The 23,390-nt window shown below is 39.9% G+C and carries 29 protein-coding genes and 1 other annotated feature; of the genes, 22 read left to right on the forward strand and 7 right to left on the reverse strand.

Annotated elements, in window-relative coordinates; translation table 11 throughout:
- Nucleotides 1-21: 21 nt before the first annotated feature.
- The 8 genes from QM968_RS07010 to QM968_RS07045 all read left to right on the forward strand — a co-directional run bounded on the left by QM968_RS07010 (nt 22) and on the right by QM968_RS07045 (nt 5,934).
- A complete protein-coding gene (locus QM968_RS07010) occupies nt 22-1,179 on the forward strand; it encodes an ABC transporter ATP-binding protein (protein ID WP_414383199.1) in 1,158 nt (385 codons plus the stop codon).
- On the forward strand, nt 1,160-1,966 hold the full coding sequence (locus tag QM968_RS07015; RefSeq protein WP_009731237.1) for an ABC transporter permease: 807 nt from the start codon (nt 1,160-1,162) through the stop codon (nt 1,964-1,966). The genes QM968_RS07010 and QM968_RS07015 overlap by 20 nt, the downstream gene beginning before the upstream one ends.
- Complete coding sequence (locus tag QM968_RS07020; protein WP_414383201.1) at nt 1,963-2,736, forward strand: ABC transporter permease; 774 nt, start codon at nt 1,963-1,965, stop codon at nt 2,734-2,736. The genes QM968_RS07015 and QM968_RS07020 overlap by 4 nt, the downstream gene beginning before the upstream one ends.
- Nucleotides 2,733-3,803: an ABC transporter substrate-binding protein gene (locus QM968_RS07025; protein WP_414383203.1), complete on the forward strand. Its 1,071-nt coding sequence runs from the start codon at nt 2,733-2,735 to the stop codon at nt 3,801-3,803. The genes QM968_RS07020 and QM968_RS07025 overlap by 4 nt, the downstream gene beginning before the upstream one ends.
- A gap of 395 nt (nt 3,804-4,198) precedes the next feature.
- Complete coding sequence (locus tag QM968_RS07030; RefSeq protein ID WP_414383205.1) at nt 4,199-4,669, forward strand: hypothetical protein; 471 nt, start codon at nt 4,199-4,201, stop codon at nt 4,667-4,669.
- A gap of 49 nt (nt 4,670-4,718) precedes the next feature.
- Nucleotides 4,719-5,156 (forward strand): hypothetical protein, encoded by a 438-nt coding sequence (locus tag QM968_RS07035; protein WP_414383206.1) that lies wholly within the window; start codon nt 4,719-4,721, stop codon nt 5,154-5,156.
- 18 nt (nt 5,157-5,174) lie between these two features.
- Nucleotides 5,175-5,486: a hypothetical protein gene (locus QM968_RS07040; protein WP_414383208.1), complete on the forward strand. Its 312-nt coding sequence runs from the start codon at nt 5,175-5,177 to the stop codon at nt 5,484-5,486.
- Between the two features lie 184 nt (nt 5,487-5,670).
- Nucleotides 5,671-5,934 (forward strand): hypothetical protein, encoded by a 264-nt coding sequence (locus QM968_RS07045; RefSeq protein ID WP_414383210.1) that lies wholly within the window; start codon nt 5,671-5,673, stop codon nt 5,932-5,934.
- Between the two features lie 377 nt (nt 5,935-6,311).
- Here the strand turns inward: QM968_RS07045 and QM968_RS07050 are convergent, their stop codons facing one another.
- Nucleotides 6,312-6,740: a DUF6556 family protein gene (locus QM968_RS07050; RefSeq protein WP_414383212.1), complete on the reverse strand. Its 429-nt coding sequence runs from the start codon at nt 6,738-6,740 to the stop codon at nt 6,312-6,314.
- 190 nt (nt 6,741-6,930) lie between these two features.
- On the opposite strand from QM968_RS07050, the gene QM968_RS07055 reads away from it, so the two are divergent.
- From QM968_RS07055 to QM968_RS07065, 3 genes are read left to right on the forward strand one after another with little or no spacing between them, the layout of a single operon-like run.
- Nucleotides 6,931-8,073 carry a cysteine desulfurase family protein gene (locus tag QM968_RS07055; RefSeq protein ID WP_414383214.1) on the forward strand — a complete coding sequence of 381 codons (1,143 nt, stop codon included), beginning with the start codon at nt 6,931-6,933 and terminating at the stop codon, nt 8,071-8,073.
- A gap of 18 nt (nt 8,074-8,091) precedes the next feature.
- On the forward strand, nt 8,092-9,312 hold the full coding sequence (thiI, locus tag QM968_RS07060; protein ID WP_009731224.1) for a tRNA uracil 4-sulfurtransferase ThiI: 1,221 nt from the start codon (nt 8,092-8,094) through the stop codon (nt 9,310-9,312).
- Nucleotides 9,313-9,364: 52 nt separating this feature from the next.
- Entirely contained in the window at nt 9,365-9,910 is a 546-nt protein-coding gene (locus tag QM968_RS07065; RefSeq protein WP_009731223.1) for a lipoprotein, read from the forward strand.
- A gap of 168 nt (nt 9,911-10,078) precedes the next feature.
- On the opposite strand, the gene ppdK is transcribed toward QM968_RS07065, so the two are convergent.
- On the reverse strand, nt 10,079-12,697 hold the full coding sequence (gene ppdK / locus QM968_RS07070) for a pyruvate, phosphate dikinase (protein WP_414383217.1): 2,619 nt from the start codon (nt 12,695-12,697) through the stop codon (nt 10,079-10,081).
- Between the two features lie 241 nt (nt 12,698-12,938).
- On the opposite strand from ppdK, the gene QM968_RS07075 reads away from it, so the two are divergent.
- From QM968_RS07075 to rpmA, 6 genes are all read left to right on the forward strand, one after another.
- Nucleotides 12,939-13,577 (forward strand): helix-turn-helix transcriptional regulator, encoded by a 639-nt coding sequence (locus QM968_RS07075; RefSeq protein ID WP_009731221.1) that lies wholly within the window; start codon nt 12,939-12,941, stop codon nt 13,575-13,577.
- 2 nt (nt 13,578-13,579) lie between these two features.
- A complete protein-coding gene (locus tag QM968_RS07080; RefSeq protein ID WP_009731220.1) occupies nt 13,580-14,392 on the forward strand; it encodes a pyruvate, water dikinase regulatory protein in 813 nt (270 codons plus the stop codon).
- A 53-nt stretch (nt 14,393-14,445) separates the two neighbouring features.
- On the forward strand, nt 14,446-16,356 hold the full coding sequence (locus tag QM968_RS07085) for a fructose-1,6-bisphosphatase (RefSeq protein WP_414383219.1): 1,911 nt from the start codon (nt 14,446-14,448) through the stop codon (nt 16,354-16,356).
- Nucleotides 16,357-16,543: 187 nt separating this feature from the next.
- Nucleotides 16,544-16,631, forward strand: a sequence feature (ribosomal protein L21 leader region).
- Nucleotides 16,632-16,665: 34 nt separating this feature from the next.
- The gene (rplU, locus tag QM968_RS07090; protein ID WP_003007734.1) at nt 16,666-16,980 is read left to right on the forward strand and encodes a 50S ribosomal protein L21; all 315 of its coding nucleotides are present in this window, start codon (nt 16,666-16,668) and stop codon (nt 16,978-16,980) included.
- A gap of 15 nt (nt 16,981-16,995) precedes the next feature.
- On the forward strand, nt 16,996-17,340 hold the full coding sequence (locus QM968_RS07095) for a ribosomal-processing cysteine protease Prp (protein WP_342984216.1): 345 nt from the start codon (nt 16,996-16,998) through the stop codon (nt 17,338-17,340).
- 17 nt (nt 17,341-17,357) lie between these two features.
- The gene (gene rpmA, locus QM968_RS07100; protein ID WP_003002805.1) at nt 17,358-17,651 is read left to right on the forward strand and encodes a 50S ribosomal protein L27; all 294 of its coding nucleotides are present in this window, start codon (nt 17,358-17,360) and stop codon (nt 17,649-17,651) included.
- Nucleotides 17,652-17,737: 86 nt separating this feature from the next.
- Here rpmA and QM968_RS07105 read toward each other — a convergent pair whose 3' ends face one another.
- Complete coding sequence (locus QM968_RS07105; protein ID WP_414383221.1) at nt 17,738-18,841, reverse strand: tyrosine-type recombinase/integrase; 1,104 nt, start codon at nt 18,839-18,841, stop codon at nt 17,738-17,740.
- A 168-nt stretch (nt 18,842-19,009) separates the two neighbouring features.
- Here QM968_RS07105 and QM968_RS07110 point away from each other — a divergent pair, with 168 nt between their 5' ends.
- Nucleotides 19,010-19,204: a hypothetical protein gene (locus QM968_RS07110; protein ID WP_414383223.1), complete on the forward strand. Its 195-nt coding sequence runs from the start codon at nt 19,010-19,012 to the stop codon at nt 19,202-19,204.
- Here the strand turns inward: QM968_RS07110 and QM968_RS07115 are convergent.
- The 4 genes from QM968_RS07115 to QM968_RS07130 are packed head-to-tail and all read right to left on the reverse strand — an operon-like array spanning nt 19,185 to nt 21,149.
- Entirely contained in the window at nt 19,185-20,078 is an 894-nt protein-coding gene (locus QM968_RS07115) for a hypothetical protein (protein WP_414383225.1), read from the reverse strand. The two genes, QM968_RS07110 and QM968_RS07115, sit on opposite strands and share 20 nt — an antisense overlap.
- 45 nt (nt 20,079-20,123) lie before the next feature.
- Nucleotides 20,124-20,393, reverse strand: coding sequence for a DUF4177 domain-containing protein (locus QM968_RS07120; protein ID WP_347101935.1), 270 nt, complete (start codon nt 20,391-20,393; stop codon nt 20,124-20,126).
- 16 nt (nt 20,394-20,409) lie between these two features.
- The gene (locus QM968_RS07125; protein WP_414383227.1) at nt 20,410-20,790 is read right to left on the reverse strand and encodes an ImmA/IrrE family metallo-endopeptidase; all 381 of its coding nucleotides are present in this window, start codon (nt 20,788-20,790) and stop codon (nt 20,410-20,412) included.
- Between the two features lie 11 nt (nt 20,791-20,801).
- The gene (locus QM968_RS07130) at nt 20,802-21,149 is read right to left on the reverse strand and encodes a helix-turn-helix domain-containing protein (protein ID WP_414383229.1); all 348 of its coding nucleotides are present in this window, start codon (nt 21,147-21,149) and stop codon (nt 20,802-20,804) included.
- Nucleotides 21,150-21,904: 755 nt separating this feature from the next.
- Here QM968_RS07130 and QM968_RS07135 point away from each other — a divergent pair.
- From QM968_RS07135 to QM968_RS07150, 4 genes are all read left to right on the forward strand, one after another.
- Entirely contained in the window at nt 21,905-22,096 is a 192-nt protein-coding gene (locus QM968_RS07135; RefSeq protein ID WP_414383231.1) for a hypothetical protein, read from the forward strand.
- A gap of 13 nt (nt 22,097-22,109) precedes the next feature.
- Entirely contained in the window at nt 22,110-22,832 is a 723-nt protein-coding gene (locus QM968_RS07140; RefSeq protein WP_414383233.1) for a phage antirepressor KilAC domain-containing protein, read from the forward strand.
- Between the two features lie 82 nt (nt 22,833-22,914).
- Nucleotides 22,915-23,181, forward strand: coding sequence for a helix-turn-helix domain-containing protein (locus tag QM968_RS07145; protein ID WP_195227204.1), 267 nt, complete (start codon nt 22,915-22,917; stop codon nt 23,179-23,181).
- 30 nt (nt 23,182-23,211) lie between these two features.
- The gene (locus tag QM968_RS07150; protein ID WP_195227205.1) at nt 23,212-23,388 is read left to right on the forward strand and encodes a hypothetical protein; all 177 of its coding nucleotides are present in this window, start codon (nt 23,212-23,214) and stop codon (nt 23,386-23,388) included.
- Nucleotides 23,389-23,390 lie beyond the last annotated feature (2 nt).

The following is a 23,390-nucleotide window of genomic DNA, read 5'->3' on the forward strand; positions in this document are numbered from 1 at the left end:
TAAAGAAGGAATTTATGTGAATTGAAAAAACCAATTATTGAGTTTAAAAATGTTTCAAAGGTCTTTGAAGATAGCGGAACCGTTGTCCTAAAGGATATCAATTTTGAATTGGAAGAAGGGAAGTTCTATACCCTGCTCGGTGCATCTGGATCAGGGAAATCGACCATCCTGAATATCATTGCCGGTCTTTTGGATGCTAGCTCTGGAGATGTCTACCTTGATGGGGAGCGGATCAATGATGTCCCAACCAACAAGCGGGATGTCCACACAGTCTTTCAGTCCTATGCTCTGTTTCCTCATATGACGGTCTTTGAAAATGTGGCTTTTCCCCTTCGTTTGAAGAAGGTAGACAAGGCTGAAATCGAGAGACGAGTAACAGAAGTCCTCAAGATGGTGCAATTGGGAGGCTTTGAGAAACGTTCCATCCAGAAACTTTCTGGTGGGCAACGCCAGCGGGTAGCTATTGCACGGGCTATTATCAATGAACCGCGTGTGGTCCTTTTAGATGAGCCCTTGTCTGCACTTGACTTGAAACTTCGAACAGACATGCAGTATGAGTTGCGAGAATTGCAACAACGCTTGGGCATTACCTTTGTCTTTGTTACCCACGACCAAGAAGAAGCCCTTGCCATGAGTGACTGGATTTTTGTCATGAATGAAGGGGAGATCGTCCAATCTGGGACACCAGTTGATATCTATGATGAACCGATCAACCACTTTGTAGCCACCTTTATCGGGGAGTCCAACATCCTTTCAGGTCGCATGATCGAGGACTACTTGGTTGAATTCAATGGCAAACGTTTTGAAGCCGTCGATGGGGGAATGCGTCCAAACGAACCAGTCGAAGTCGTCATTCGTCCTGAAGACTTGCAAATCACTCTTCCTGAAGAAGGCAAGCTCCAAGTGAAGGTGGACACCCAGCTCTTCCGTGGTGTGCATTACGAGATCATCGCCTATGATGATTTGGGAAATGAGTGGATGATTCACTCCACTCGTAAGGCTATCGTGGGAGAAATCATTGGGCTAGACTTTGAACCAGAAGATATCCACGTTATGCGTCTCAATGAAACCGAAGAAGAATTCGATGCGCGGATCGAAGAGTACGTTGAAGTGGAAGAGCAAGAAGCTGGTTTGATTAATGCCATTGAGGAGGAAAGAGATGAAGAAAACAACCTCTAATCTATTTATCCTCCCCTATTTCTTGTGGATTTTTCTCTTTGTCTTGGCTCCTGTAGTCATGATCATCTTTCAATCCTTTTTCAACGTTGAAGGGCAGTTTTCACTTGAAAACTACAAAGAGTTCTTTACTTCGCAAAATCTGACTTATTTAAAAATGAGCTTTAATTCGGTCCTTTATGCCGGAATTGTCACCTTGGTGACGCTCTTGATCTCCTACCCGACTGCTTACTTTTTGACGCTGCTCAAACACCGGCAGTTGTGGTTGATGTTGATCGTCTTGCCGACCTGGGTCAATCTCTTGCTCAAGGCATATGCCTTTATCGGAATCTTTGGCCAAAACGGCTCCATCAATAGCTTTTTAAGCTTTCTCGGTGTCGCTCCCCAGCAGATCCTCTTTACCGATTTCTCCTTTATCTTTGTAGCTAGCTACATCGAGTTGCCTTTTATGATCTTGCCGATCTTTAACGTCTTAGATGACTTAGATCCAAACTTGATCAATGCCAGCTATGATTTGGGTGCCAATCGTTGGGATACCTTCCGTCGTGTGGTCTTCCCCTTGTCCATGAATGGAGTCCGTTCAGGTGTGCAGTCTGTCTTTATTCCTAGTCTGAGTCTCTTCATGTTGACACGGATGATCGGTGGAAACCGCGTCATTACCTTAGGGACTGCGATTGAACAGCACTTCCTGACAACACAAAACTGGGGAATGGGTTCTACCATCGGAGTTGTTCTGATCCTTGCCATGCTCTTTACCATGTGGGCAACTAGAGAAAGGAGAGAACGATGAAAAAAGTATCTCATTTCTATCTAGGTTTCGTCTTTCTGATCCTCTATCTTCCTATTTTCTATTTAATCTTTTATGCTTTCAATAAAGGGGGAGATATGAATGCCTTTACAGGCTTTACCATGGATCATTTCAAAGAGTTGTTCGCAGATAGTCGCTTGATGCTGATTTTGACAGAGACCTTCTTTTTGGCCTTCTTATCAGCTTTGATAGCGACGGTGATTGGAACCTTTGGAGCTATCTATATTTACCAATCCAAGAAAAAGTTAGAAGGACCTTTGCTCTCCATTAACAATATTCTCATGGTAGCGCCAGACGTCATGATCGGAGCTAGCTTCTTGATTCTCTTTACGACGGTGAAGTACCAGCTAGGCTTCTTATCGGTTCTGGCTAGCCACGTGGCTTTCTCGATTCCTATTGTGGTCTTGATGGTTTTGCCACGTCTCAAGGAAATGAACCGGGATATGGTCAATGCAGCCTATGACTTGGGAGCTACCCAAGTGCAAATGCTCAAAGAGATCATGTTGCCGTATCTGACACCAGCTATTATCGCCGGCTACTTTATGGCCTTTACCTATTCTCTTGATGACTTTGCCGTGACCTTCTTTGTAACCGGAAATGGTTTTACAACCTTGTCAGTAGAGATCTACTCACGTGCGCGTCAAGGGATTTCCCTCAGTATCAATGCCTTGTCCGCCCTTGTCTTTCTCTTTAGTGTGCTCTTGGTCATCGGTTATTACTTTATCACCCGTGAAAAGGAGGAAGCAGCATGAAAAAACTTTATTCATTCCTAACTGGGATTGTCCTTGTCATTCTGGTCCTCTGGGGAATTAGCCACCAGATCGAAGCGAGCATGAATACCAAGAATAGTGACAAGCTGGTCATCTACAACTGGGGAGATTATATCGATCCAGAATTGCTCCAGGAATTCACCAAAGAGACAGGGATTCAGGTGCAATACGATACCTTTGATTCCAACGAAGCCATGTACACCAAGATCAAGCAGGGGGGCACGACCTACGATATTGCGATTCCTAGTGAATACATGATTGCTAAGATGATGGATGAGCATCTGGTTGAAAAGTTGGACCAATCTAAGATCAAAGGGATGGAAAACATTGATCCAAAACTGTTGAACCAATCGTTTGATCCGGGCAACCAATATTCCGTTCCTTATTTCTGGGGAACCTTGGGGATTATCTACAATACCAAGATGGTCAAAGAAGCTCCGGAACACTGGTCAGATCTCTGGCGTGAAGAGTACAGAAATGACATTATGATGTACGATGGGGCGCGTGAGGTCATGGGAATTGGTCTCAATACCTTGGGCTATAGTCTCAACGAAAAGGATCCAAAGAAATTGCAAGAGGCGGTGGATAAACTCTACACCTTGACGCCAAATATCAAAGCTTTGGTGGCCGATGAGATGAAAGGCTATATGATCCAAAACAATGCAGCTATTGGGGTTACTTTCTCAGGGGAAGCCAGCCAAATGTTGGATGCCAATGAGGATCTTCGCTATGTCGTCCCAACGGAAGCCAGCAACATTTGGTTTGATAATATTGTCATTCCAAAAACCGTTAAAAATAAAGAAGCAGCATATGCCTTTATTAACTTCATGCTTCGTCCTAAAAATGCTTTGAAAAATGCTCTTTATGTTGGCTACTCAACGCCAAATAAAAAAGCCAAAGCCATGTTGCCAAAAGAAATCCAAAATGACCAGGCCTTCTATCCAAGTGATGAAACACTGGACCATTTGGAAGTCTATCAACAATTAGGCAAGAAATTGCTTGGAGTCTATAACGATCTTTACCTCCAGGTCAAGATGTATCGAAAATAACACAAAAGGAACCTCCGGGTTCCTTTTTGATTGCAGATAAACTCCTCTTAGAAACTTTCCTTAAATGAGTACGGACGTCAGCGAACTTCGAAGAAGTTCCATGACTTAGTTTTGGACCTAAGGTTCCAAAACTCCCGAGTGCTAGAAACAATGGTGTTTCTAGCACTTTTCTCACAGCGGAAAGTTTCATTATATATTTAGATGCTCTACAAAAATGCAACAATTGAATTTTTAGCATCACTTAGGTGTTATTTGTAAAAAAGGATTATCTATATTCTAGCAGAACACCGCAGGTTCTTTTATGATTGCTGCATAAAGTCTCTAACTAGTGAGTTGGATTGAGATTCAAATGAAAGATGCTATAATAGTAAAGAAAGTGACTGGCCCATTTAGTCATGAAAGGAACGATTGGAGAAGAAGAGATGAAGAGACGACTGAAACTATTTTTGATCATCCTGTTACCGATTCTAGGACTTTTACTTCTAGGAGGAAAGATCATGAACATAACGAAGAAACCAGAACAGAAGGTAACGGCCTCTTCTTCAAAGAAAGTAGTTCAGAAATCAGAAGAAGAAATAAAAAAAGAGCAAGTAGCCTATCTCAAAGAGCATGAAAAAGAAATCGTGGATTATGTGAAAGCCCAAAGTCCGAAAATTGAATCCGTTCAGATCGATTGGGATCAGACGCAATGGAGTGATGGTGGTCTCACAACCCCCAAATATTATATAAATGTTTTTGGTGGCATTAATCATATTGACGATTCTGGTTGGGGAATAGATATTCCAATTAATAATGATCAGTCAATTGAAATGCGAGAAATGTTTATGCTCCATGAACCTACGATTGGCGGAAAACCTATTTCCTAAGTAAGTACAATACATTTTGAAAAAGAACTGTTTTAGAGAAAGATAGCACATGATAAAACAAACGGCGTTTAAATTAATCACTACATTAGCTCTCCTTGCAAGTATAGGAGGATGTACCATAAATTCAAAAGAGCAAACGAAACAAGCACCAATTACAACCTCTTCGACAAGCGGAGAGGACAAAGAAGCGATAAATAAAAAACAAATCGCTTATCTCAAAGATCACGAGCAAGAAATCGTCGATTTTGTAAAGTCAAAAAATTCTAAAATAGAATCTGTTCAGGTTAATTGGAGTGATATTCGATGGGGCGAAGCAGGCAACGGAACTCCTCAAGGAGGTGGCGAAATCATCGAGTTATATGGTGGTTTTAATCATATTGAATATTCTGGTTGGAATGTCACGATTGAGATTGTTAATAAAATGCCTGATCTAAAAACTATGATGTTAAGCAATGGTTTTGGTGTTGGAGGAGAAGTATTTGAGTAATTGGGACAAGGAAAAGCTATGAGATTAGAAACCAGACAAATCGTGGTAACAGTTGTTGCCATTGCTGGATTTTTAATCCTTGGAGGGTGTGTTGGGAAGCCAAAAGAACAGACGAAACCAATAAATAACATCGCTTCGTCATCAATCAAAGAAGACAAAAAAGCCATTAAACAAAAACAACTTGCTCATCTCAAAGAGCATGAGCAAGAAATCGTCGATTTTGTCAAAGCTCAAAATCTGAAAGTTGAATCTGTCAAAAATATTGGGATGAAACTCAGTGGGGCGTGGCAGGAAATGGAACACCTCAAGGTGGTGACGAAATACTATTAGTATTCGGTTATGCCAATGGAAGTGATCTAACAAATTTTAGCCTGAATTTTACCTTAGACGAAAATAAGATGCCTAAAATAGATTCAATTGGTTCAGACAATTTATATCGGGTAGAAAAGAAATGATCCGTCCGTTATATAATGAGAGATGCAATAGAGGAATCAGTTTTAAACGAAATAAAATTATGAAAAAACAAATAAACAATCTGGTGATCACAATTACTTTCATTTCAACACTTGGATATCTAGTAGGATGTGTGAAGCAAGAACGTGAAAAGAGCAGACGAGAGAAAATTGTCGCATCCTCATCAATTAAAGAAGACACAGAAGTCTTTAAACAAGAACAGCTCGCTTATCTCAAAGATCACGAGCAAGAAATCGTCGATTTTGTGAAATCAAAGAGTTCAAAGGTTGAATCTATTCAAATTTATTGGGACGAAACGCAATGAATTGAGGGTGGAAATGGGACACCACAAGGTGGAGATGAGGTCATAGAAATTTTTGGCACCGTCAATCAACTTGAAGATTCAGGATGGAGGGTGGATGTCGTATTGGATTCTGATCAAAAGATGACATTCAGTATGGGCCAACATATTAGTATTAAGGGTGATTATATCGAGTAAGAGTTGGAAAATTTAAAACCTTTAAGTTTTTGTAGTCAATGTTATTGAATTAGTTATTTTACTAGAATATCTAAATGACTTTACTGGAGTTTATCAAAAACGAAAAAAATGAGTAAGATCCACTTATTTTATTTAATAAATACTACAATAAAAGCTGACATCAAAAGCTAAAAAAAATCAGTAAGATTGTCCTTACTGATTTTTTAGTTGGTTCCGGATGATGCTGTATCTGCGCCACTGTTTGTTGCTGTGGAGCCTTGGTCTTGTGCGGCAGACGAACTAGATTCTGTAGCGGATGAGCTATCGGTTTCTTTTTGTGAACTGGTATCTGTATTGCTTGAATCGGTTTGCGTATTGGCATCTGTATTGGTAGCGCTTGAGTCAGACTCCTTATCGTGAACCACGACGACGCTGGTGCTGCTAGATGGTTTGTCTTCTGTCTTTTGATTGTCTTTATTAAGCAGACTCATAATCGTAATAGAAGTGACGATAATCCCTAAAAGACTAGCAATTGTAGCTACAACTGTTTGAAATAGTGATAGACCTTGTTTGACCTTTTCACCGCGAGAAGGTTTGGTATCTACTTGTTCCTCAGGTTTTTGATTCTTGTTACTTCTTGAATATTGTGACATGTTTGTTCTCTTTCTATCATGAATTTTTTTAACACTTTCCTATTATAAGTCATTTTCTGAAAAATGTCTAAAAAGAACTGAATTTTATAGAGGGATTTCACCTCATCTATCTTTATCAAATCCTTGTCCCAAGCTGTTAGAAATGATAAAATAGAAGTTACGTAAAAAGAAAGTGATGGATGCGTAGGACATGATTTATTTTGACAATTCAGCAACGACCAAACCTTATCCGGAAGCCCTTGCTACCTATACGGAAGTAGCGACTCGGATTTGGGGGAATCCTTCTAGTCTGCACAATTTAGGAAGTCAAGCTACTCGTATTTTAGAGGCTTCCCGGAAACAGATTGCGGAGCTAATTGGCAAGAAAGCTGAGGAGATTTATTTCACGTCTGGTGGGACAGAAGGGGACAACTGGGTCCTCAAGGGTGTCGCTTTTGAGAAAGCTCCTTATGGCAAGCATATCATTGTCTCTGACATCGAGCATCCTGCCATTAAGGAATCGGCTACTTGGTTAGAAACGCAGGGATTCGAAGTGGATTATGCGCCAGTGGATGCCCGGGGCTTTGTCAAAGTGGATGCCTTGGCTAACCTACTTCGTCCGGATACGACATTGGTCTCTGTCATGGCCGTCAACAATGAGATTGGCTCCATCCAACCCATCCATGAAATTGCTGCTCTCCTAGAAGATCGCCCAACTATTAGTTTCCATGTTGATGCGGTTCAAGCCTTGGCCAAGGTAGCAACGGCGGGCTATCTACCAGAGCGCGTGGACTTTGCGACCTTCTCTAGTCACAAATTCCATGGTCTTCGCGGGGTTGGATTTGTCTATATCAAAGAAGGCAAAAAGATCACCCCTCTCTTAACGGGTGGGGGCCAAGAAAAAGAAATGCGCTCGACAACTGAGAACGTGGCAGGTATCGCAGCAACCGCAAAAGCCCTACGCTTAGCGATGGAAAACCAAGTAGCTTTTGTCAGTAAGACCCAGCAGATGAAAGAAGTGATCCGCAAAGAATTGGCCAACTATCCTGATGTCACCATCTTTTCTGGTGAGGATCACTTTGCGCCTCACATCTTGACTTTCGGGATCAAGGGAGTTCGTGGTGAAGTAGTGGTCCATGCTTTTGAAGAGTTTGATATTTACATCTCGACCACCAGTGCCTGCTCTTCCAAGGCTGGAAAACCAGCTGGAACCTTGATAGCTATGGGAGTGGACAAGAGTATCGCCCAGACAGCTGTTCGCTTGAGTCTCGAACTGGAAAATGACATGAGCCAAGTCGAGCAATTCTTGACCAAATTCAAACTGATTTACGAACAAACAAGAAAAGTACGTTAATTTTAGAAGGAAATCAACATGACCTTAACCTATTCAGAAATTATGATTCGCTATGGAGAGCTTTCTACGAAAGGAAAGAACCGTATGCGTTTCATCAATAAACTTCGCAATAATATCCAAGATGTTTTATCTATTTATCCAGCTGTCAAAGTGACAGCGGACCGCGATCGGGCCCATGCTTATCTACATGGGACAGATTATGAACCAGTAGCAGAATCGCTCAAGCAGGTTTTTGGAATCCAAAATTTTTCACCTGTTTACAAGATTGAAAAATCAGTCCCAGCCTTGAAAGTAGCAGTGCAAGGGATTATGAAAGAGATTTACGAAGAAGGCATGACCTTTAAAATCTCAAGTAAGCGGAGTGACCATACCTTTGAGCTCGATAGCCGCGAGCTCAATCAAACCTTGGGTGGGGCTGTCTTTGAAGCGATTCCAACCATTCAGGCACAGATGAAAAAGCCAGATATCAATCTGCAAGTCGAAATCCGCGAAGAAGCAGCTTACATCTCTTATGAAACCATTAAGGGAGCTGGTGGCCTTCCTGTTGGTACATCTGGCAAAGGGATGCTCATGCTATCTGGTGGGATCGACTCTCCAGTAGCTGGCTACCTAGCCTTGAAGCGTGGGGTGGATATCGAGGCCGTTCACTTTGCGAGCCCGCCTTATACTAGCCCAGGTGCCTTGAAAAAAGCCCAGGAATTAACACGGAAGTTGACCAAGTTTGGTGGCAATATCCAATTTATCGAGGTGCCCTTCACAGAGATCCAAGAGGAAATCAAGGCAAAAGCGCCCGAAGCTTACCTCATGACCCTGACCCGACGCTTTATGATGCGCATCACAGATCGTATTCGTCAAATCCGTGGTGGCTTGGTCATCATCAATGGAGAAAGCCTCGGTCAGGTAGCTAGTCAAACGCTAGAGAGCATGCAAGCCATCAATGCCGTGACCAATACACCGGTTATCCGTCCGGTAGTGACCATGGACAAGTTGGAAATCATCGATATTGCCCAAGCGATTGATACCTTTGAAATCTCTATCCAGCCTTTCGAGGATTGCTGTACCATTTTTGCGCCAGACCGTCCGAAGACCAATCCCAAACTCAAAAATGCGGAGAAATATGAGGAACGCATGGATGTGGAAGCTTTGGTTGAGCGTGCGGTAGCAGGGATCATGGTAACGGAGATCACACCAAAAGCAGAAAAAGATGAGGTCGATGATCTGATTGAGGACCTTTTATAATAGAGACTGAGATTTTCCAGCCTCTTTTTAAAAAGAACTAGAAGGAGAGAAGATGAAAAAAATTATCGTGTTAATAACGAGTTTGCTTCTTTTGACAGGCTGTGTCAAAGTATCTTTTACGAGCTCAAATAAAGAATCAAAATCTAGCCAAACCTCAAGCAGTAAGAAAGAAGCCCTCACATTTGTTAGAGCTGACCAGTACAAAGATCAGGACAATGAGATTTTAGAACTTGCTGAAAAGTTTATCAAAGACAATCCGACGCTTGGGGATGCCGGAAAATTATTTGTCTTTTTCCCAGGTTATACTTTTGGAGATGAGGAAACTCGCTTGGCCCTGTTCTTAATGGTGAATCGGACCACTACAACCATTGATCGAGATGCCTCCTTTGTTGTGAACTTGGAATATGATAGAGCACCGATTCTTGAAAATATTACGGTAGATTATCAGATCAGCGAATCAGGTGTTTTAAAACCGAATATGGTTTCAGCTATTCCTCTCAAAATCACCAAAGAGCAAGAAGAAAAATTGAATAGCATGACCGATTCGTCGAAAGCTAAAATGAGTTTTAAAGACTTTAAATATAAAAGCAAGGGATAAGAGGAAGAAGAGAAAAAATAATTAGACTTCAATCGCCCTGAACCTAGAGCTATCTTCTAGGTTGAGGGGCTTTTTGATATCAAAATAAAGAAAGGGATCTAGTCTGTAATGGGAAGGCTAGATCCTTTAAAATATAGAGGGTTACAAGATATATTTAGTAAGCATAGCTTAGTTTTTCGCTTGAATCGCTGCTTGAGCGACGGCTAGTCTGGCAGCAGGAACCCGGTAAGGAGAGCAGGAAACATAGGTGACTTGAATGTCTTGGAAGAAGGAGATCGAAGAAGGATCTCCGCCAACTTCGCCACAGATACCGATAGTGAGGTTCGGTTTTACTTGACGGGCCTTGCTGATAGCAATTCTCATTAATTCACCGACTCCCTCCCTATCGATTTTTTGGAAGGGATCAAAAGAAAGAATATCCTTGTCCTTGTAGTGGCCAATGAATTTACCAATATCATCCCGAGAGAAGCCATAGGTCATTTGGGTCAAGTCATTGGTGCCAAAGCTGAAGAAATCAGCCTCTTGAGCCAGTTTATCTGCGGTTAGGCAGGCGCGGGGCAGTTCAATCATGGTACCAATTTCATAAGGGAATGGCTCCTGACCATACTGTTTGAAAAGCTGTTCAATATGCTGAACAAGATACTCTTTGATGCATGCTAATTCTTTTTGATCAGCAATTAAAGGAACCATGATTTCCGGCTTAATCTGTTGACCTTCTTGATGCAATTTGATAGCACTTCTAAAAATAGCTTCTGTCTGTATCTTGTAGATATCCGGCTTAGTTATGCCGAGACGGCAACCCCGGTGTCCCAACATAGGATTGCTTTCCTGCAGACTTTCAATGCGGTCGGCAAGTTTATCAGGAGATTTTTTTAGTTTGCTTGCTAATAATGCAATTTCTTGGGAATCCTTAGGTAGAAACTCATGCATGGGTGGATCGAGCAGGCGGACAATCATTGGTTTATCTTGAACGGTTTGGAACATTTGGTAGAAATCTTCTTCTTGGAATTCTAGGAGCTTATTGAGGGCTTCTTTTGTTTCTTCTTCAGTATCCGCTAAGATGAGGCGACGCATTTCAAGAATCCGTTCTTGTCCAAAGAACATGTGTTCCGTCCGGGCCAACCCGACTCCTTTGGCCCCAAAGTTCATAGCGGTTGTCAAGTCTTTGACGGTTTCTGCATTGGCTCGAACTTGGAGGATGGCGAATTCATCTGCCCAAACAAGCAAGCGCTGGAGGTCTTGGTTGTTCTCAACTAGGACAGTTGGAAGTTCGCCACGATAAATGCGACCAGAATAACCATCTACGGAGATGAGATCTCCCTCCCTTAGAACCAGATTGCCACAGGAAAGGGTTTTATTTTCTTCACTGATAGTCAATTCTCCGCAACCTGCGACACAGCAAGTTCCCATGCCACGAGCTACAACAGCAGCGTGGGAGGTCATTCCCCCTTGGCTGGTGACAATGGCTTGGCTGACAATCATCCCTTCAATATCTTCAGGAGAAGTTTCTTGTCGAACCAGGATGACTTTTTTCCCTTCTTGATGGATTTCTTTAGCTCGGTCGGCAGTAAAGACGATTTGGCCAGTAGCTGCACCTGGGCTGGCTGGTAGGCCTTGAGCTAAGAATGGTGCTTTCTCTAAGGCCACTTCCTCAAAGACAGGATGGATTAGTTGACTGATGGAAGCAGGAGCAACTCTGAGGAGAGCTTCTTCCTTACGAATCAGACCTTGGTCTACCATATCTAGAGCAATCTTTAAAGAAGCTTTGGCTGTTCGTTTTCCATTTCGGGTTTGGAGGATGTAGAGCTTGCCTTTCTCAATGGTAAATTCAATATCCTGCATATCCTTATAGTGGTTTTCAAGGATCTTGGCGTAGTCACTGAAAGCCTGATAGGTTTCAGGTTGGATTTCTTTTAAGGCTGCAATCGGCTCAGGAGTGCGGATCCCAGCTACCACATCTTCCCCTTGAGCATTTAGCAAAAATTCACCAAACAGTTCTGCCTCCCCAGTTGCAGGGTTTCTAGTGAAGCAAACCCCTGTCCCACTGGCTTGGTCACTATTTCCAAAGACCATGGCCTGGACATTGACAGCTGTTCCTAAATCATGAGGGATCTGATGAAGCTCCCGGTAAATTCTAGCCCGCTTGTTATTCCAGGATTTAAAGACTGCTTGGATGGCAGCATAAAGTTGCTCATTCGGGTTCTCAGGAAATTGCTTTTTGTGTGTGGAGTAGAGATCTTTATAGTGTTGGATCAATTCTTGTTGCTGGGCCAGGTCAAAATCATGGACCTTTTTATTCTGTTTTTGTTCAAATGCTGCTAGTTGGTCATCAAAAAGTCCCTTATCGATACCATAGACCACATCAGCAAACATCTGGAGTAGACGGCGATAGCAGTTGTAGGCGAAATCAAGATTGGTTTCTTTGGCCAGTAATTGAGTCCGTTGATCATTGAGACCAAGATTGAGAATGGTATCCATCATCCCTGGCATGGAAAACTTGGCCCCGCTACGCACAGAGACTAAGAGCAAGTGAGGATCCTCTCCGCTAAAGGACTTACCCGTTTTGTCTTCCAGTTGAGCAACCGCTTTCAAAATTTCCTCTTTTAAAGAGGAATCAAAGAAGTCAGGATGATCGAGATAGTGGATACAACTTTTTGTGGTGATGGTAAATCCAGGAGGAACCGGTAGTCCCAGATGGCTCATCTCAGCTAAATTAGCGCCTTTCCCACCCAGGAGATCATTGTCCTTCGCACTTCCTTCTTCGAAGGAGTAAATCCATTTTGTCATATAAGCCTCCAAAAAAACTAAATATGTGTCACATTTAAGACAAAAACATTGTATTATACATCACATAAATTTGTCAAATAAAACATACATCTTTTTCTGTTGACTAATTGGATTATTTTGCTATAATATTCAGTAAAAAATGATGATTATTTGAAAGTAAAGGATGAAAATATGATGAATATTGCTTTGAAGATGTCTGATATAATCATCATGGAGCTAGAAATAGAAAGGCTAGGAAATTTTGAAATTAAGTGAACGTCAAAAGAAAATAGTTGAAATTGTTAAAATGCATCAGCCCTTAAGTGGGGAGAAGATTTCTGATTTATTGGATATTTCAAGAGCGACCCTTCGCCCGGATTTGTCCTTTCTGACCTTGGTTGGTATGTTGAAAGCGACTCCCAAAATTGGCTATACTTATTCTGGATTAGATCTAGAAACACTTTTCTTTTTTGATACTTTTCAAAAAGAAGTAGCAGAGATCATGACCTCTCCGGTTTTAGTCACCCATGATTCCTATATTCAGGATGCCATTATCACCCTATTTATGTATGATGCCGATGTCCTCTATGTTATCGATGAAGACAAGCTCTTACTGGGAATTATGTCCCGTAAAGATTTATTGAGAGCATCTCTTAATTCAAGTATCCAGACGACTCCTGTAGCAGTTTGTATGACTCGAATGCCACATATCATTACCTGTACAAAAGACATGAACATCCTAGAAGCGGCTGCCCTCCTGCAGGATCATGCCATCGATTCCTTACCGGTAGTCGATGAGGAAAATGACCGAAAAATTGTGGGAACGGTGACCAAATCAGTCTTGCTCGATTACATTATCCTACAAGCAAGAAATGCTGAACTGAAGAGTGAAGAGGAATAAATATGAAAAAAGAGATCATTGTATATAGTATTTCAGATTCTTTGGGTGGAACTTCCCAAAAATTATTGTCAGCAGTTACGGCACAGTATCCAGATATCATTTTTAATAATAGTTCCCGTTTCCCTTTTATCAATCAAGAAGAGGAACTCTTGGATATCTTATATGATGCCTTAAAGGATGATGCGCTTGTCATCAGCACCTTGGTCAATAGTCAGTTAGCATCAGTAGCCAGGGAATTTAGCCAAAAAAATGGTCTGGCTTATTTAGATCTCATGCATCCATTTTTTGAAATCATTCAAGAAAAGACCGGAACCAGACCAATCGAAGTTCCAGGAACCTTGCACCGCTTGGACAGTGATTATTTTAAAAAGATTTCAGCAATTGAATTTGCTGTGAAATATGATGACGGTAAGGCACCCCAGGGATTTTTAGAAGCCGATTTGGTCCTGCTTGGTGTTTCCCGTACATCAAAAACACCCCTGAGTATTTACCTGGCCAACAAGGGCTATAAGGTTGCAAATTTGCCTTTGATCCCAGAAGTTCCTTTACCTCAGGTCTTGGATAAGGTTGATTCTCGTCGCTTGATTGGTCTAATCTGCGAGCCCGAAAAATTAATGAAAGTTCGAAGCCATCGCTTGGATTCTTTAGGATTAACACAAGAAACAAGCTATACGGATTTAGAAAAAATCTATCAAGAATTGGATTATTCCAAGAAGGTCTTTAAACAATATGGCGCTCAAGTCATCAATATGACGGATAAATCGATTGAAGAGACAGCTTTCCTAATTGAGGAGCAAGTAAAGAAGATGAACTGATTCTTGAATCAGTCTAGATTGGGTTGTAACTGCAGATTCCTTGGAGAAATGATATGGAGCAATATAAGCGTATTTTACTAGAGAAATTTGATTCTCGTCAAAAAGTCATTACTGAACTCACTAATCTTGAGGCCATTTTAAACCTACCAAAAGGGACAGAACTCTACATAAGTGATATTCATGGAGAATTTGCGGCTTTTGATTATATTTTGAGAAGTTGCGCTGGAATTTTAAATGAGAAAATTAATGATTGCTTTGCAGCTTCCTTGACACAAGAGGAAAAGAATACACTGTCAGCTCTGGTATCTTATCCAGAGCGAGTTTTGGAAGGAGTGAATAAGGAGAAAGAGTGGTATAAATCAACGATTTCTCAACTCTTGACTCTATTGAGTTTTGTAGCAGCTAAATATAGCCGTTCCAAACTGAGAAAGGCCTTGCCCCAGGAATATGCCTATATTATAGAAGAACTGATCTATAGTGATCTTACGCTAGCTGATAAACATTCTTATTTCCATACTATCTTAAGTTATGTTATTGAACTAAGAGAAGCGGATCCCTTTATCTTGGGAATTGCCAGCAGTATTCGTCGCTTATTGATAGATCACCTGCATGTGGTAGGAGATATTTTTGATAGAGGGGCTGGAAGTGCCCAGGTAATGGATGAGCTTCTTCAGTTTCATTCCTTAGATATTCAATGGGGCAATCACGATATCATTTGGATGGGAGCTTTTTTTGGATCCAAGGCGTGTTTATTGAATGTATTGCGCATTGCAGCACGCTATGGTTATTTATGGGATATCGAAAAAGCTTATGGCTTAAACATTCGATCCTTAACCTTATTTGCGGATAAAACCTACAAAGCCAATCCTAAGTTTAGGCCTATTCTGGGGACAAGAGAGGAGGAATTTACACCAGAAGAAATATTACAGCTGGAAAAGGTCCATCAAGCGCTGGCCATTCTCCAATTTAAGATAGAAACTCAATTGATGAAGAGACGGCCAGAATTTCAGATGGGAAATCAAATCTTGCTGGATAACATTGATTATTGGAAGAATACAATCAGCATTGACGGGAAGAGCTATTCCTTGAAAAATACCTGCTTCCAAACCATAGATCGGGAAAATCCTTCTGAACTATCCTCAGAAGAAAAACAAATAGTAGACAGTATGCTGGCTTCCTTCCATGGATCTCCCAAAATGGCCAAACATATGGAGCTGTTAATGAAAAAAGGTTCCATGTATAAGGTTTACAATCATCACTTGCTTTTTCATGGTTGTATTCCCTTGAAACCTTCTGGGGAATTTCAACCTCTGCTTCTTCATCAAGCCCAGTATGCGGGGAAAGAATTACTAGACTTTTTCGAATATCATATACGCTTTGCGGCAAAAAACAAAGAAGTTGGGGACGACCTTTCAACGGATTTAGTATGGTATTGCTGGCGAGGGCAATTATCTCCTCTCTTTGGGAAGAATAAGATGACGACCTTTGAACGGTATTTTATTGAGGAGGCAGAAACGCATAAGGAAATAGAAAATGAGTATTTTAGCTATCGCAATTCAAAAAAGATTTGCCAATTAATTTTAGAGGAATTTGGTCTTGAAGCCAAGGTATCTCGCATTGTGAATGGACATACACCAGTGAAGACAGGAAAGGGGGAATCGCCCATTCGGGGTGAAGGACTACTCTTTGTCATTGATGGGGGTCTTTGCGAAGCATATCAAAAGAAGACAGGTACAGCAGGCTATTCACTCCTTAATAATTCCTATGGTTTTCAACTGGTAACCCATCAGCCCTTCCAAGACATTCAAAAGGTAGTAGATTCGCCATTTGAGCAAACTTCCTTGAAGAGGGTTATTGAAGACCTGGAGGACCGTACTCTCATCCAATCCACCACCATCGGTCAGAACTTACTGGAACAACAGCAAGAACTGATCCAATTGCTCCATGAATTTTATGATGGGTGAGATCATTCATAAAAGGAAACAACTAAATCATAAATAGCTTCTTTATAAAGATAGCTGAGATTTATAGAAGTCATTTAATTCTAGTAAACACTTAAAAGAATTTTTTAAAAGAAAATTCGTTTTCAAAGCGCAAAAATGCTTGTCTTTGTCTGATAGAAGTGATATACTAAGAGAGTTGACTATGCACATGCCTGTGCAACCGCTCGATCATCGTTGCTCATTTTCATGAGAATAAGTGGTTCGTCCCACGATGCTAGGCGAGTCTTCACAAAAATACGGGGAAACCCAAAAATACATAGGAGGTGCATAATGAGCACATACGCAATCATTAAAACTGGCGGAAAACAAGTTAAAGTTGAAGTTGGTCAAGCAGTCTACGTTGAAAAATTGAACGTTGAAGCTGGTCAAGAAGTTACATTTAACGAAGTTGTTCTTGTTGGTGGTGAAAACACTGTTGTCGGAACTCCACTTGTTTCAGGAGCTACTGTTGTTGGAACTGTTGAAAAACAAGGAAAACAAAAGAAAGTTGTTACTTACAAGTACAAACCTAAAAAAGGTAGCCACCGTAAACAAGGTCACCGTCAACCTTACACTAAAGTTGTCATCAACGCAATCAACGCTTAATTTTTAGGAGAACACATGATACAAGCAGTCTTTGAACGAGCCGAAGATGGCGAGCTGAGGAGTGCAGAAATCACTGGGCACGCTGGAAGTGGCGAATACGGCTTTGATGTCGTGTGTGCATCGGTTTCTACGCTTGCCATTAACTTTGTCAACTCTGTTGAGAAATTTGCAGGCTATGAACCGGAACTAGAATTAAACGAAGAAGAGGGTGGTTTCATGCGGGTCACAATCCCGACACACATTCCACCTCATCAAAGAGAAATGACCCAACTATTCTTTGAATCATTTTTCTTAGGGATGGCAAACTTATCGGAGAACTCATCTGAGTTCATCCAAACAAGAGTTATCACAGAAAACTAACATGGAGGAAAACAATTATGTTGAAATTGAATCTTGCTAACTTGCAACTTTTCGCCCACAAAAAAGGTGGAGGTTCTACATCAAACGGACGTGATTCACAAGCTAAACGTCTTGGAGCTAAAGCAGCTGATGGACAAACTGTAACAGGTGGATCTATCCTTTACCGTCAACGCGGTACTCACATCTACCCAGGTGTGAACGTTGGACGTGGTGGAGACGATACTTTGTTCGCAAAAGTTGAAGGCGTAGTACGCTTCGAACGTAAAGGTCGCGATAAAAAACAAGTTTCTGTTTACCCAATCGCAAAATAATTGCTTTAGATAGCATAAAATAAGGCTCTCCGAATATAACGGAGAGCCTGTTTTTTTGTTTTGATACCCACGGTGATACCCATATTCTAAAAACCAATGTAGGAAGCAAATTTGTCAGCAACTTCATTTTTTGCTTTTTGGGTGACGTGAGCATATATGTCCATCGTTGTCTGTATATTTTCATGCCCCAGTCGCTCCTGGACCTCTTTGATCGTTGCTCCAGCCTCGAACAATAGGGAACAATGAGTATGTCTGAAGCCGTGAGGAGTGATACGCTTGAATTCAGGATACTTTCTCCAAACTCTATTCAGTAAGTTATTTACATGCACAATACTTTTAGGGCTGCCTGATTCATTTTTAAATAATAAGCCTTTTGTACTGTATTTGTGCCAATCTTTCAAAATATCAATAGTCTTTGGATCCAGCGATATTGTTCGCTGGCTTTTTTTCGTTTTTGGAGTCTGAAATATGATTTTATTGTTTTCACCCTTAGCTAGTGTTTGATTAACTTTTAGTTGTCCACTCTCCAAATCAATATCAGTCCATCTTAATGCACCCACTTCGTTTTTCCTCATTCCTGTGAAAGCCAACAAACGGAAGAAAGTGAGCATTTCTATGTCATCAAGTTCCTGGACCATTTCGAAAAAAGTTTTTAGTTCTTCTTTATTATAGAATTGTTCAAGCTCTTCCTTATCTTTCTTTTTTCTTTTTGGTTTTAGAGTTTTTCTCATTGGATTGCTATCAATCAATTCCATAGATATAGCATAATCAAATATCTGATTAGCAATGCTGATGATCCCAAAAAATCTCTTATAGTCCTCAGCCCATTTATTGACCTGAGCTTGGCACATGGATAGAGTAATTTTATTTATGGGCTTATCTCCAAAATGAGGGATAATAAGTCTATCTGCTTTGTCAATTTGGCTAACATAGGTAGATTCTTTAACTGTATTTCTATAATGCTCTTTCCACGTTTCATATACCTGTTTGAAAGTAGTAGTTGTATTTCTGGTTCTAAATGTTTTCTTCTCATAATCAGCCAAACACTTAGCTTCAGCAAGTCTAGCTTCGCGTTCGGTTTTAAAACCACGCCTAAGAGTTACAATCTTCTTTCCAGTTAAAGGATCAATTCCATGATAGGCTTTAAAATAGTAAGCGAAACCATCACCTTTTTTATATTTTTTGATCATTGATTTTTACCTCATTTCTTGTTAAAATGGGTATAGTAAAGAGGGCTTTTTAATGCCATTCTTTCTATACAGCACATCCTCACATTTTAGCTTGCAGGCGGTGTGGGGATTTTTATTGCTTTTTGTTAATCTTCGTTGTAAAATAATATTGAAAGGTGGTGCAGTGACATGTTTTCTTTTTTTACTCGTATTAACAAAGAACAAAAACAAATAGAGCAATCTATAAAAGAAATGGAATTGCATCACAAGGAGTTCGCTGATAAAATTCATAAGGATATCCAAGTCGGTGAAGAAGAACTAACTTTAAAAAGAGAGCTGTTCAATCAAAGATATGGTCACTTATTTAGTCCTCGAAATAAATAGCAATAGGTCTTACTAGGTGGTCTCCTACATTAATGACACCAAACGAACTAAGCATAATACTTAGAATTGTAGTCGGTGCGTGTTTTATTATTTTGTTACCATCACTCATATATGATAAGTCGTTAGTTGTTTGTTCGTCAATAGTTGATGAACAAATACCTAACATTTTTATTTTTCTTTTACCTAGTTGCATAAAGCTGAGTTGGATATTTTGAACTCTAAGAAACTCTAGAGGCAAAATACTAAAGGTATCGTTAATCTTAACTAAATTTGTTTCAGGTAATAATTTTTTTAAGTAAGCTGACATATTTTTTAGTATATCAAAATTGTTCCAAGCGTTCGTTTCAAGCTCTTTTTGAATGTCTTTTGTTCTTGCTAAATACTTTTGTTTATCTTTTATTTTTGAATATTCTGAGCGCAGTGATTTAAATTCGTCATATCCTGGGAGCATAAATCCAATTTCTTCAAGGTCGCTTGCTTCAGCTAACTGTTCAAAGTTGAAAGCTGTCAATTCTCCAGATGTAGAAATTAAGTCACCGTCTTTGTAATCAGTTAGTTTGATGAGTTGTTTTGCTTCAAGCCCATTGATAAGCAAATCTAATGAGTAATCATCAAGTGCAGTTTCTACTAAATTTTTGTTTGATTTGGAAAAGACAAAGTTATAGTTATCTATTGTTGTAGAAGAATAATCACCTTCAGCTTTTAATAAGGCTGAAATACCGACTGAACCTTTTTTTGTAGCTTGTTCTGTGCTCCCCTCTGTCCTAGCGTCACTTTCGCCATCTTCGTTCACTAATTTTGTAATCAGGCCTGAGTTAAGTTGTGCTAATAATGAATTAACTAGATTTGTATCTAAATAAATTATTTCTTTCATATTTTCTCCAATATCTTTTGTGAAGGTGATAATAAAAAGATCTAACTAAATAATTTTCTCAAACACCATTGTAGCCTGGATGCGATCTCCTCCACCTAGGCCCTTGCTGCCCCCGTTAGCTGTGCTAATGGTATGGAGTCGGTATCCTTTAGCAGCTTGTTTGTTAATCACATCTTCAAGTTCAGTGAGGTTTCCAGATCCAGTACCAAATAACTTTTCTTTAAGTGTCACTTGAAGCACAACATAGTTCAATCCAGTTACTCCTGAAGCTCCAGAAAAAGAACTTTCTTGTTTAACATTATCAAAAAATCCCATAATAATTTCTCCTTTTTTAATCAATTAAAGACCTATATTCATCAATCACCATCGTTTCGTTAGCGATGGTTTTTAAATTATACCGTTCCATAAAATGGATGTAATTAAATTCTGATACATCATCCAGAGTCTTTAATTCTTCTTCTAATAGATGATGAATCATGCTACGATCAGCTTGAAGTTCACACAACTCCCTATTAATCTCATACTGGACTGGGTTATGTTCTTTATGTCCCAATTCATGTAGGGCTACTTGTTTTTGATCTTGCTCCGATAGATTGATATCTATAGCAAGGACTTTTAATGCCGGATTGAAGAAGCCTGGGCTGTGCCATTCGCTTCCATCAAAGTAGCATAGGCTCACACCCTCAAGGGCACAAAGCTCTTTTACAGTCATAAAATGCACCTCTATTTATTTTTTAAGTGGGCCTCCAAGACTGCTGTAATAAAATCAATATCCTCTTCAGTAAGTGGTTTACCATCGAATAACATAGATTGCGCAGCAATGTCTCTGAGGTCTAATGGTGCAGAAGCATCACCATCTTTCGCAATTTTTGGATTTTCAGTGCGTCCCAATAGGTAGTCGGTGGACACGTTGAAGTAGTCAGCGATTTCCGATATTCTCTCAGCGTTAGGTTTTTGAGATTTCAACTTATAGAGTGTATTTCTGCTGTAACCTAAATCCTCTTCTAGTTTCGTGAGAGAAATTCCCCTTTTATCGGCAAGTTCTTTAATTTTTTCGTATGTCGGAAACATTGTCAAATCAACCTTTCAGAAGCATAACAAAAAATATTTCAACTTTTTAGGTGTAAAAGTGTTGACAATACACCTAATTGGGTGTAAAATAGTTTTTGTAAGTTAGTGAGTTAGAAAAAAACGAAGTAAAACTTATCTAAAATAAACAGCTTTGGCGAGCAAGATAGTTGATAGATATTGCGTTTTATCAAGTTTTTAACTATGCCTACATTTTAACCTTTTGGGTGAAAGTTGTCAAGGATTTTATAAATTAATTTACTAACTCATTTTCTTACACAAATAAAAAACGCACCTCAGCTGCTATCTGGGGTACGTTACGGAAATTGTTCTGCTCAAACTAATAGCAGTAGTCAACAACACTTCGCCGGTATCGTCCCCGGACCTGCAGTTGAAATAGAATTTGATTCTCGATTTTAGAGTCTAGCTTTTTCGCCACTATAAAAGTGACAGCTGATTTAACTACTATTTGGGTCGTCCAGCTAAGACGCCCTGAAAAAGATAGCTCTCCTATTGAACCCTGCTAGTCAGGTACGGTAGGCAAAAGGAAAACCTACAGATGAATCCAAATTTTACTGAGACACAGTACCTTTCAAAAATTCTGCCAATTTGCATCAGCTCCTTTCTGTTATAAAGGTAACGTTATTATACTAAATGTAAGAAGATTTGTAAAGGTTTTATTTGCTAAAAGTTAGAGCAGACAATGAATTCCAAAAAAATAGTTCATTATTTTTACTTACAAAAAAGGAGGAAACGAGATGCCTAATATGGATGGTGGCCGTCAAAAGGTCAGAGATTATTTGAAAGAACATGGTTTGTCAATGGCAACATTAGCTGTACAGTATAGTATGACCCGTCAGGATGTTACCAATATCCTAAATGGAAAGTTGAAAAATCCACAAGCTAACCAATTCATTGCTCGTGTGATTGAAGATTTTAAGATCCGATAGAAGGTGAAGGGATATGAACGAACTTATCAATGTAACCCTGAATGATAGTCAGGAGCCTGTAGTTTCAGGCAGACAACTACACGATGCTTTAGGGGTTAATTCAAATTATACAACATGGTTTGATAGAATGACTGACTATGGTTTTGTAGAAAATCAAGATTATATTTTGCTTTCCAATTTTGGAACGCAAACAGGCCGAGGTGGGCACAACAAATTGGACCACATCATTAAGCTAGACATGGCAAAAGAAATTGCTATGATCCAGCGAACGGAGCGTGGAAAGCAAGTCAGACAGTACTTCATCCAAATAGAAAAAGACTTCAATAGTCCAGAGAAGATTATGGCAAGAGCCTTACTGATGGCTGACAAGAAAATTCATAAACTTGAAACGCAGATTGAAGCTGATAAGCCGAAAGTTCTATTTGCTGATGCAGTGAGCGCAAGTCATTCTTCAATCTTAGTCGGTGATCTTGCTAAACTAATCAGCCAAAATGGATACAAAATTGGTGGAAATCGTCTGTTTGTCTGGCTACGTGAAAATGGCTATCTTATCAAGCGAAGAGGCTCTGACTGGAATATGCCGACACAACGTAGCATGGAAATGAAACTCTTTGAAATCAAAGAGTCTACCATCACACATCCAGACGGTCATATCTCAGTTAGTAGGACCGTCAAGGTCACTGGTAAAGGTCAGCAATACTTTATTAATAAATTTTTGAATGGCTACGTGGCATAAAACAAAAAAAGCACTTCACAAAACAAGTGAAGCGCTCAACAAAAATAAACTACTTAAATTATATCACAAATTGGAGTTGACAATGAATATTCTAAGTGAAGAATTTGAAAACGGAATAAGATCAGTGGTTCGAGTTCAATTTAAAGAATCTTTCACTGAATTCTTAGATCAGGAGATAGCAGAAAAGCGTTGGTTATCACTAGAAAGTGCAGCACATTATGCGGATTGTAGTTCAAATACCATCAGAAAATGGATCAAGATGGGATTGAATCTTTATCAAATTGATGGAACAAAACGCATCGATAAGAATGAATTAGATCAATTCATTCAAAGTAATATCGTTATTTAGATAAATATAACAAGAAATGGAGATCAGAAAATGTTAAATGAAATTATTATTGGTGTATTGGTAATCGTTGTGTTGTTTGAGGCTATCATGGTAAGTGCAATTAGCCAACGATGCAAAGAGTCAAAACGGGAATTAAAAAAGTTGATCAAGGAAAAACAACAAATCGAAGAAGCTCGTCAAGCAATGCGCTTTGGGTATCGTAGATAAGG

This window comes from Streptococcus sp. OMI870, from assembly GCF_047460295.1.
Taxonomy (GTDB): domain Bacteria; phylum Bacillota; class Bacilli; order Lactobacillales; family Streptococcaceae; genus Streptococcus.

Bases quoted from the DNA above. Each gene is read 5' to 3' on its own strand.
- QM968_RS07045 (WP_414383210.1), top strand. From the start codon at position 5,671: ATGAAAAAACAAATAAACAATCTGGTGATCACAATTACTTTCATTTCA.
- QM968_RS07055 (WP_414383214.1), top strand. From the start codon at position 6,931: ATGATTTATTTTGACAATTCAGCAACGACCAAACCTTATCCGGAAGCC.
- QM968_RS07050 (WP_414383212.1), bottom strand. From the start codon at position 6,740: ATGTCACAATATTCAAGAAGTAACAAGAATCAAAAACCTGAGGAACAA.
- QM968_RS07130 (WP_414383229.1), bottom strand. From the start codon at position 21,149: ATGTTTCCGACATACGAAAAAATTAAAGAACTTGCCGATAAAAGGGGA.
- thiI (WP_009731224.1), top strand. From the start codon at position 8,092: ATGACCTTAACCTATTCAGAAATTATGATTCGCTATGGAGAGCTTTCT.
- QM968_RS07035 (WP_414383206.1), top strand. From the start codon at position 4,719: ATGATAAAACAAACGGCGTTTAAATTAATCACTACATTAGCTCTCCTT.
- QM968_RS07065 (WP_009731223.1), top strand. From the start codon at position 9,365: ATGAAAAAAATTATCGTGTTAATAACGAGTTTGCTTCTTTTGACAGGC.
- QM968_RS07020 (WP_414383201.1), top strand. From the start codon at position 1,963: ATGAAAAAAGTATCTCATTTCTATCTAGGTTTCGTCTTTCTGATCCTC.
- QM968_RS07140 (WP_414383233.1), top strand. From the start codon at position 22,110: ATGAACGAACTTATCAATGTAACCCTGAATGATAGTCAGGAGCCTGTA.
- QM968_RS07085 (WP_414383219.1), top strand. From the start codon at position 14,446: ATGGAGCAATATAAGCGTATTTTACTAGAGAAATTTGATTCTCGTCAA.
- QM968_RS07115 (WP_414383225.1), bottom strand. From the start codon at position 20,078: ATGAAAGAAATAATTTATTTAGATACAAATCTAGTTAATTCATTATTA.
- ppdK (WP_414383217.1), bottom strand. From the start codon at position 12,697: ATGACAAAATGGATTTACTCCTTCGAAGAAGGAAGTGCGAAGGACAAT.
- QM968_RS07135 (WP_414383231.1), top strand. From the start codon at position 21,905: ATGCCTAATATGGATGGTGGCCGTCAAAAGGTCAGAGATTATTTGAAA.
- QM968_RS07095 (WP_342984216.1), top strand. From the start codon at position 16,996: ATGATACAAGCAGTCTTTGAACGAGCCGAAGATGGCGAGCTGAGGAGT.
- rplU (WP_003007734.1), top strand. From the start codon at position 16,666: ATGAGCACATACGCAATCATTAAAACTGGCGGAAAACAAGTTAAAGTT.
- QM968_RS07145 (WP_195227204.1), top strand. From the start codon at position 22,915: ATGAATATTCTAAGTGAAGAATTTGAAAACGGAATAAGATCAGTGGTT.
- rpmA (WP_003002805.1), top strand. From the start codon at position 17,358: ATGTTGAAATTGAATCTTGCTAACTTGCAACTTTTCGCCCACAAAAAA.
- QM968_RS07105 (WP_414383221.1), bottom strand. From the start codon at position 18,841: ATGATCAAAAAATATAAAAAAGGTGATGGTTTCGCTTACTATTTTAAA.
- QM968_RS07120 (WP_347101935.1), bottom strand. From the start codon at position 20,393: ATGGGATTTTTTGATAATGTTAAACAAGAAAGTTCTTTTTCTGGAGCT.
- QM968_RS07030 (WP_414383205.1), top strand. From the start codon at position 4,199: ATGAAAGGAACGATTGGAGAAGAAGAGATGAAGAGACGACTGAAACTA.
- QM968_RS07150 (WP_195227205.1), top strand. From the start codon at position 23,212: ATGTTAAATGAAATTATTATTGGTGTATTGGTAATCGTTGTGTTGTTT.
- QM968_RS07125 (WP_414383227.1), bottom strand. From the start codon at position 20,790: ATGACTGTAAAAGAGCTTTGTGCCCTTGAGGGTGTGAGCCTATGCTAC.
- QM968_RS07025 (WP_414383203.1), top strand. From the start codon at position 2,733: ATGAAAAAACTTTATTCATTCCTAACTGGGATTGTCCTTGTCATTCTG.
- QM968_RS07080 (WP_009731220.1), top strand. From the start codon at position 13,580: ATGAAAAAAGAGATCATTGTATATAGTATTTCAGATTCTTTGGGTGGA.
- QM968_RS07110 (WP_414383223.1), top strand. From the start codon at position 19,010: ATGTTTTCTTTTTTTACTCGTATTAACAAAGAACAAAAACAAATAGAG.
- QM968_RS07015 (WP_009731237.1), top strand. From the start codon at position 1,160: ATGAAGAAAACAACCTCTAATCTATTTATCCTCCCCTATTTCTTGTGG.
- QM968_RS07040 (WP_414383208.1), top strand. From the start codon at position 5,175: ATGAGATTAGAAACCAGACAAATCGTGGTAACAGTTGTTGCCATTGCT.